This is a genomic window from Kitasatospora phosalacinea, assembly GCF_030268885.1.
In the GTDB taxonomy this organism is placed as follows: domain Bacteria; phylum Actinomycetota; class Actinomycetes; order Streptomycetales; family Streptomycetaceae; genus Kitasatospora; species Kitasatospora phosalacinea_C.
Genome location: NZ_BSSA01000065.1, coordinates 1 through 6,630, shown reverse-complemented (window position 1 = coordinate 6,630; position 6,630 = coordinate 1). Strand labels below are relative to the sequence as shown.

At 72.7% G+C, this 6,630-nt stretch carries 7 protein-coding genes; 5 read left to right on the top strand and 2 right to left on the bottom strand.

Features of this window, described 5'->3' with window-relative positions; translation table 11 throughout:
* The coding region (locus tag QSK52_RS38660; protein ID WP_285738312.1) for an S-adenosylmethionine synthetase N-terminal domain-containing protein at positions 1-187 on the bottom strand (187 nt) is incomplete at its 3' end.
* A 274-nt stretch (positions 188-461) separates the two neighbouring features.
* Between QSK52_RS38660 and QSK52_RS38655 the strand changes: the two genes are divergently transcribed.
* Genes QSK52_RS38655 through QSK52_RS38645 form a run of 3 tightly spaced genes read left to right on the top strand, consistent with a single transcriptional unit; the run spans position 462 to position 4,167 of the window.
* The gene (locus QSK52_RS38655) at positions 462-1,481 is read left to right on the top strand and encodes a ketoacyl-ACP synthase III family protein (protein ID WP_285740970.1); all 1,020 of its coding nucleotides are present in this window, start codon (positions 462-464) and stop codon (positions 1,479-1,481) included.
* A 44-nt stretch (positions 1,482-1,525) separates the two neighbouring features.
* Positions 1,526-2,680 carry an acyl-CoA dehydrogenase family protein gene (locus tag QSK52_RS38650; RefSeq protein WP_285740969.1) on the top strand — a complete coding sequence of 385 codons (1,155 nt, stop codon included), beginning with the start codon at positions 1,526-1,528 and terminating at the stop codon, positions 2,678-2,680.
* Positions 2,677-4,167: an amino acid adenylation domain-containing protein gene (locus tag QSK52_RS38645; protein ID WP_285740968.1), complete on the top strand. Its 1,491-nt coding sequence runs from the start codon at positions 2,677-2,679 to the stop codon at positions 4,165-4,167. Before QSK52_RS38650 ends, QSK52_RS38645 begins: the two co-directional genes overlap by 4 nt.
* An 85-nt stretch (positions 4,168-4,252) precedes the next feature.
* On the opposite strand, the gene QSK52_RS38640 is transcribed toward QSK52_RS38645, so the two are convergent.
* The gene (locus tag QSK52_RS38640) at positions 4,253-4,522 is read right to left on the bottom strand and encodes an acyl carrier protein (protein ID WP_285740967.1); all 270 of its coding nucleotides are present in this window, start codon (positions 4,520-4,522) and stop codon (positions 4,253-4,255) included.
* A gap of 723 nt (positions 4,523-5,245) precedes the next feature.
* On the opposite strand from QSK52_RS38640, the gene QSK52_RS38635 reads away from it, so the two are divergent.
* Positions 5,246-5,509, top strand: coding sequence for a hypothetical protein (locus QSK52_RS38635; RefSeq protein ID WP_285740966.1), 264 nt, complete (start codon positions 5,246-5,248; stop codon positions 5,507-5,509).
* 977 nt (positions 5,510-6,486) lie between these two features.
* The coding region (locus QSK52_RS38630) for an adenosylhomocysteinase (RefSeq protein WP_285740971.1) at positions 6,487-6,630 on the top strand (144 nt) is incomplete at its 3' end.

Here is a 6,630-nt window from a genome sequence, read left to right as displayed (position 1 = left end):
CGTACGCCTTGGTGGTGACCTCGCCGGCGATGTGCACCAGGCCGGTGGTGATCAGCGTCTCCACGGCGACGCGGGAGGTCGGGTCGTCCTTGAGGAGGGCGTCCAGGACGGTGTCGCTGATCTGGTCGGCGATCTTGTCGGGGTGGCCCTCGGTGACGGACTCCGAGGTGAACAGGCGGCGGGACATACTCCTCCGGACGTCAGGCTGCTCAGCGGCGAGGACGGGTTGTCTGTCGGCATGGGCGTGCCACGGGCGAGCCGAGGACCATCCGGCAGCCCGGCTCACGTCACGCCAGGACTCTCGCCGCACGCGCTCGGATCCTGCTCGAAGGGCAACGCCCTCACGCTCGAAATCAGCTGCGCGCCCCGCCCTGCGGACTCGATCGGGCCTCGACCACCAGAGGGGACAGTGCAGGGGTGCCTGGCAGATGGTCAGCACGGGGGAGGTGCAGAGAATGCGCGTGGAGAACGTCTTCATCGGCGCCGTCGGGGCGTACGTGCCCGGTAGCAGCACTGTGGCCGCAGCGGTCGAGAACGGGTGGATGGACGCGGCGGAAGCGAACGCCTCGGGCCTGCTCGGGGTCGCCACCGCAGGACGGACCCCGGCACCGGAGATGGCGGTCGAGGCCGCGCGGCAGGCGCTGGCGCGCTGGGGGCACGACGCCTCAGCGCTGGGCCTGCTGCTCTACGTCGACGTCTACCACTCGGGCCCACAGGGCTGGTTGCCCCAGTCGCACGTGATGCGGCACGTGGTCGGCGGGGAACTGCTCGCGGTCGGCGTGCGCCAAGGCTGCAACGGCGTCTTCGGCGCCCTCGAACTGGCCGCGGCGCATCTGCGCGGCGCCGACAGCGAAGCGGCGCTGATCACCGCCGCGGACAACATGAACTCGCCGCAGGTGGACCGCTGGAAGGCCCTCCCGGGATTCCTGCTGGGGGATGGCGCATCCGCCCTGGTGCTCAGCCGCACGGATGGCTTCGCCCGGCTGCTGAGCGTCAACACGGTGGCGGTTCCCGCGCTCGAAGGCGTCCACCGGGGCACTCAGCCGCTCTTTCCGTCGGCGGTCGCCACTGGTCAGGCCCTGGACTTCCGTGCCCGGCAGGAAGAGTTCAGCCTCAGTGGTGAGGCGCCCCCGGACGGCGGCCTGCAGATGATGAAGATCCAGGCGGAAGTGGTGGACCGCACCCTGGCCGAGGCCGGGACGGAGGTCGGCGAGCTCGCCCGGGTGGCGTTCCCGCACGGCTCGCGCGAGATCCTCGAGGACCGATGGATGACCCCGCTGGGTCTCCCGCTGGAGCGCTCGACCTGGGAGTACGGCCGCAGGGTCGGCCACCTGGGGGCCAGCGACCAGGTGGCCGCCTTCGAACACCTACTGGCGACGGAACAGGTCGGGCCCGGCGACAAGGTCCTTCTGGTCGGCATCGGCCCCGGTGTGGGGATCGCGGCTGCCGTCGTGGAGATCCTCGAAACCCCGTCCTGGTAGCCCTGATCCCGCCTCGCCGAGACGCGGTGCCCTGAGGAGGACAAATGGAGTTCGGTTGGACGCCGGTTCAGCAGCGAAGGTACGACGAGGCCTTGGCCGCGGCCCGGGCAGCGTTCCCGCGCCAGGACCGGGGCGGGAACGCCTGGCACGAGAGCGGGCCCTTCGGCAAGGAGGGCTGGCAGGCGCTCGGCGCCCTCGGCGCGCTCGGCGCCAGCGTGCCGACCCAGTACGGAGGGCGAGGGCTGGGAGCACTGGACACCGCCCGGCTCTTTGAGGCGGTCGGTCGAGGCAGCGCCGACTCCGGCGTGGTCTTCGCCGCGGCGGCTCACCTGTTTGCCGCCGCGATGCCGATCGCCGAGTTCGGCTCACCGGCCGTTCGCGAGCGCCTGCTCCCCCGGCTCTGCTCCGGGGACCTCGTCGCCGCGAACGCGATGACGGAGCCGGAGGCGGGATCCGACGTCTCGCAGCTGGCCACCACGGCGACCCGCACCGAGGGCGGCTACCTGCTGAACGGCACCAAGAGCTTCGTGAGCAACGGGCCGGTCGCCGACGTGCTGGTGACCTACGCCAGCACCGATCCGGCAGCCGGGCACCTCGGACTGACCGCATTCGTCGTCGACGCGCACAGCGCGGGCGTGCTGACCGGCCAGCCGTTCGCGAAGCTCGGTATGACCTCCTGTCCCGCCTCCCAGATCGAGTTCCGGGACTGCTTCGTCCCCGACGGGGCGGTGCTCGGCGCGCCCGGCCAGGGCGGCGCCGTCTTCCAGCACTCGATGACCTGGGAGCGGACCTGCCTCTTCGCGCTCTTCCTCGGCGTCCAGGACGAGCTCGTGGACCGGGCAGTGGCCCACGCCCGTCGTCGTCGGCAGTTCGGCAAACGGCTGGCCGAGTTCCAGTCCGTCTCGGACCGGATCGTGGACATGAAACTGCGCGTGGAGGGTGCCAGGCTGCTGCTCTACCGGGCCTGCTGGGCGATCGACACCGGCGAGCGCGCGGTGCTCGCCTCAGCCCTGTCGAAGCTGGCAGCCTCCCAGGCAGCCGTCGCGTCGGCGACGGATGCCGTGCTGCTGTTCGGCGGGCGCGGCTACACACGGGAGGAGGGGGTCGAGGCCGCGCTGCGCGACGCCGTCGGCGGGCTGATCTTCTCCGGGACCTCCGACATCCAGCGTCAGCTGGCTGCCGTGGAGCTGGGCCTGTGATCCGGCCCGACCGGCGGCCGACCGACGGGCCGGGGGGACTGGAGCGGCTGGTCAGGCACCACGCGCTGCGCGATCCGGCTGCCCCCGCCCTGCACCACGGCGAGGAGACCGTGACCTACGGCGAGCTCGACGAGCTCGCCGACCGGTTCGCGGCGGCGCTGACCGCGCGCGGGGTCGGCGCCGGGGACCGCGTGCTCATCTGGGCCGGGAAAAGCCCCCTGACAGTGGCGCTCATGCAGGGGGCCCTGCGGATCGGCGCCGTGTACGTGCCCGCGGCGCCGAGCAACCCGGCCGAGCGCGTGCTGCGCATCGCGGCCGGCTGCGCCCCCGTCCTGCTGGTCACCGACGAGACGGTCGGCCGGGTGCTGCCCGTCGAACCGAGGACCGAGGTCGTTGAGGCGGCCGAGCTGCTTGCCGAAGGCCAGGGTCTGGAGGTTCCACGGACGCGGACGGCCGGGCCGGACGAGGCCGCGTACATCCTGTACACCTCGGGGTCCACCGGTGAGCCCAAGGGCGTCTGCATCAGCCACGGCAACGCACTCGCCTTCGTCACCTGGGCGGCGGCCGAGACAGGGCTGAGCTCCACCGACCGGCTCGCGAACCACGCCCCGTTCAACTTCGACCTCTCGGTCTTCGACCTGTACGGCGCCTTCCTCGTGGGGGCGGCAGTGGACCTGGTGCCGACCACGGTGTCCTATCTACCGGAGAGCCTGACCGAATTCCTCACCGGGCGTCCGGTCACGGTCTGGTACTCGGTGCCGTCCGCACTGCTTCTGATGATGCGCCAGGGCGGCCTGCTGTCCGGCGAGCGACCGGCACACCTGCGGGTCTGCATCTTCGCAGGCGAGCCCTTCCCGCTCGCGGACGTCCAGGAGCTGCGCCGGGCCTGGCCCCAGGTACGGCTGTTCAACTGGTACGGGCCGACCGAGACCAACGTCTGCACGTCCTACGAGGTGACCGCAGCCGACCTGGAGCGCACGAGCGCCCTGCCGATCGGCCTGCCCGCCTCCGGAGCCACCGTGCGGCTCGACCCCCCGGACGCGCCGGAAGGGGAGATCGTGGTGGACGGCCCCACCGTGATGCTCGGGTACTGGGGCCGGGAACCGCAGGTCGGCCCGTACCGCACCGGCGACCTCGGTCGGCTCGACCAGGCGGGCCTCCTGGAGTACGTCGGCCGCCGCGACACCATGGTGAAGGTGCGCGGGCACCGGGTCGAACTCGGCGAGATAGAGACGGCGCTGGCACAGCACGCGGCGGTCGCGGCGGTGGCGGTGGTGGTGGTCGGGTCCGGCCTCGAGGCCCGTCTGCACGCCGTCGTCGTCCCGGGCCCCGACAAGCGGCCCGGGCTGCTCGAGCTCAAGGGCCACTGCGCCGCCCGACTGCCCCGCTACATGATCATCGACACGCTGTCACTGGTGACGGACCTGCCCCGGACTGCCAACGGCAAGACCGACCGGGCTGCCCTGATCCGCACGGCCGACGGGTAGGCCCCCGTCGGCACCGAGCCGGACCGCCGTCAAAGTCACGCGGCCCGCCTGCCGGCCGACGGGGCGGATGTCGCGGCGAGCCCGCTCAGGCCGCGGCGCGTAGCGACAGGACGAGGTCGGTGATCGCGTTCAGGTCCTTGAAGTTCTCGCCGATCAGCTCGCTCGCCGGCACCTGGACACCCACCTCCCGGTGCAGGAACGCGGCGAGCCGGGCCATCGAAAGCGAGTTGAGGATCCCCCAGTCCAGCAACGGGGTTTCGGCGGTGAGGCCCTCCGCGTCCTCAGGACCGAGGAGCTCGGTCCTGGTGTACTCGGTCAAGGCCTCCAGCACGGCGCTGCGGTTGGTGGCTGGCACGACGTCCTCCATCGGATAGTCGGTCGGGTACCGGGACAACAGACGCTGCCAATGTCGCAGTCCGCTGCCGCCAAGCCTGCAGGTCCCCGTTCGAGAACCGTTGGAGCCGGGATGGACCGGGCGCGGCTGCGCCTGGATCTCGGACGGGGACGACCGCGGCCGCTCCGGACCCGGTCCATGGCACGCCTGGCCCGGCGCCCGGTCGCACACGGATCCGGCAGGGGACGCAGTCCGCGGTCCAGCGCGCACCGCTGCGGTCACTGTCCACCCCTCTCCGGGGGTCCGACCTGCTTTCCCGGGAGGCTCCCCCGGCGGCAGTGGAGAAACGGAGCCGGACGGCCCAGGCCGCGCTGCGGCTGGCCGGGCGCGGGCGTCCGGCCGAGCGGTGGCCGGTTCAATGGCCGCAACGGGGAACGACATCGGGGCGGTGGCCTGGCACATCGTGCAGGTGAACGCCCTTCTTCGGCGACGTGGCCGCCACGGGCCTCGTGGTGCTTCCCCAGCCTTTGGAACCCGCGAGTTCGTTCAGGTCAACTCCCTTTCGGCACCTAATACTTGACCTCCTCTTGAGGAGGTTTCGAGTCACACCGTGAACGGTGGGACCGGCTGCCTGACACCCCGTATGTGCAGCCGGGCCGAAGCGCCGCACCGCGGTGGAACCGCACCAGCGGTTCCACCGCGGTGCGGCGCTTCAAACACGCTCAGCGACCAGGGAAGGGAAGGATGGCGGTGAAGGCCGAACGACCCTCCGAGGTCCGAGCCTCGGCCTGGACCGAACCCGAGCAGGGCGGCGCCCGGCTTGATCCGCCGCCGACCCGCGCCGAGACCGTCACCGCGCTGCCGCGAACCGCTCGTACCGACAGCCTGCACCTGGCCTTCGTCGGCCTTCTGCGCTCCGGAACCCGCCAGCCGCATGCCGATCGCTCCTCCGGCACCCGTCCCGGCACATTGCTCGACGGCCTGGCGCCGCGGACCGGCCGGGCATGACGCAGATCGCCGTCACCGAATCCACCGCCACCGATCACCCGGTGGTCCCTCCCGGCCACTTCGCCGACCGGCTGATCCCCGATCAGCCCGCCCGCCTCTCACAGCCGTTCCCGGTCGCGGAACTGAAGGCGCGCCGCGGCGGCACCACGGCCACTGCGGCCTTCCCGCCCGACGGCCCGAGCCCGGCACCGATGCCGGCCGGAGCGGTGGGCAGTGACTGCACCGAGCACCGCAACCGGCCGGCTGCACACGGAGCGGACACCGCACCGATCGCACCGGTGCCCAGAGCCGACCGCCGGGTTCCCCTGCCTCACCGACCAGGACGCCAACCGGATAGCGGTCCTCCGCACCGGTGCGGCGTCCCGTGCCGTCGCAACCCACCTGCGACCGTTGCCGCGGCCGGACCGGGCCCCGGCCGCGGCCGACGTCCCGGCCGCGATACTGCGTCGCACCGCGCGGCGCCCCGCATCGGGCACGCCGTTCGCGGCCGACTCCTCCCGGCAACCGGGCCCGGCCCGCTGGTGGGCAGACCCGGGAGCCGGTGGACGTGCCGATCTGCTCTGCGCCGGCCACCGCGGGCCCGCGCTGCTGAGAGAGCACACCGACCGGGCCGCGGCGACACCCTCTCCCAGGCCGGCACCCGGATCACCACGTCGGGCGCAGACGCTGTACGCAGCGGCCGGCGGGGCCGACCGCTGCGTACCGGACGCGGAAACCTCGATCCCACCCGCCCGGGCGACACGCCCCGGCCGGTTCCCCGGCCGGCGGTGCCCGCGGGCCGGTCCTCGACCACCGCCCGGCTCAGCTGCCCGCTGACTGCGGAAACCCTCGCGGGCACCGGCCCCCGCTGCTACTCGATCGACCCCGCCGGTCTGCCCGACACCGCGCGCCGCACCCGCGGCCCCAGCGCGGTCGCACCGATCGTGCCCGGCCCTTTCATCCAGGGCCGCCCGCACCGACCTCGAGAAGGAGTTCCCGTGCCCGACCAATTCGCCGACTTCAAGGTCGCCGACCTCTCCCTGGCCCCGTTCGGCCGCAAGGAGATCCAGCTCGCCGAGCACGAGATGCCCGGCCTGATGTCGATCCGCGCCGAGTACGCCGCCTCCCAGCCGCTGGCCGGG